This is a genomic window from Cellulomonas sp. GbtcB1 (assembly GCF_019091725.1).
Lineage (GTDB): Bacteria > Actinomycetota > Actinomycetes > Actinomycetales > Cellulomonadaceae > Cellulomonas.
In genome coordinates this window covers 1-1,021 of sequence record NZ_JAGXJG010000125.1, presented here as the reverse complement: position 1 = coordinate 1,021, position 1,021 = coordinate 1, and the positions used below count along the sequence as shown (strand labels likewise).

1 protein-coding gene is annotated in these 1,021 nt (G+C 75.2%); it reads right to left on the bottom strand.

Annotated features, from left to right (window positions below; translation table 11 throughout):
• Positions 1-1,021 (bottom strand): phosphatidylglycerol lysyltransferase domain-containing protein (locus KVT14_RS20025; RefSeq protein ID WP_217617267.1); only part of this gene is annotated, 1,021 nt, incomplete at both ends.

Genomic DNA, 1,021 nt, shown 5'->3' with positions numbered 1-1,021 from the left:
GCCCTTGTGCTTGTCCGGCAGCGGCCGCAGCGACTTGCTCGTAATCCGCAGCGAGTCGGCTCGGACCGAGAGCTCGCCGCGGCGCGTGGTGACGACCTCGCCGGTGACCCCGACGTGGTCGCCCAGGTCCACGTCGTGCCGCCACAGGTCGAGGTCCGCGGCGTCGACGCGGTCGGCAGCGACCATGACCTGCAGGTCCCCCGAGCCGTCGCGCAGCGTCCCGAAGCCGAGCCGACCGCCGTCGCGCTTGCGGATCAGGCGCCCCGTCACGGAGACGAGCCGCCCGGTCGCGGTGTCGGGCGCCGGCTCGCCGGCCTCGGCGCGCACCTCGGCGAGCGTGTGCGTGCGGGGGTACGAGACGGGGTACGGGTCGACTCCCCGGGCCCGCAGCCGGTCGACCTTGGCCCGGCGGACGCGCTGCTGCTCCGGCAGCCGGTGCGCGGACATAGCCGCCTCGACCGGGTCGGGGGCGTCGGGGATGCGCGCCTCGACCGCGGCGGCGTAGTCGGCCCCCGCGCGGTCGAGCTCGTCCACCGTCCGCCCGCGTCGGGTGAGCAGCCGCAGCGACGGGCGCGTGAGGAAGCCCTCGGCGCTGCCCGCGGCGGTCCCGATGCGCGGCAGGTCGGAGGTGTACTCGAAGCAGATGAACCGCGGCTGCCACTCCGGCTGGTACTTGGCGTTGGAGCGGTAGAGCGACTCGAGCTGCCAGGTGCGGCTGGCCAGCACGAGCGACTGCCGCCACAGCCGGGCGATGGGCCCCGCCCCGACCTCGGCGCCCCGCGCGAACGCCTCGCGGAACATGGCGAAGTTGAGCGAGACCCGCCCGGCCCCGAAGGCGGCCGCGCGCTCGGCGAGCGAGGCCACCATCAGCTCGACCAGCCCGTTGTCCGCGGCGGGGTCGCGGCGCATGAGGTCGAGCGAGACGCCGGTGCGGCCCCAGGGCACGAAGCTGAGGTAAGCGCGCAGCCCGCCGTCATCGACGAACGGCTCGACGAGAACGCAGTCTCCGTCAAGGCGGTCC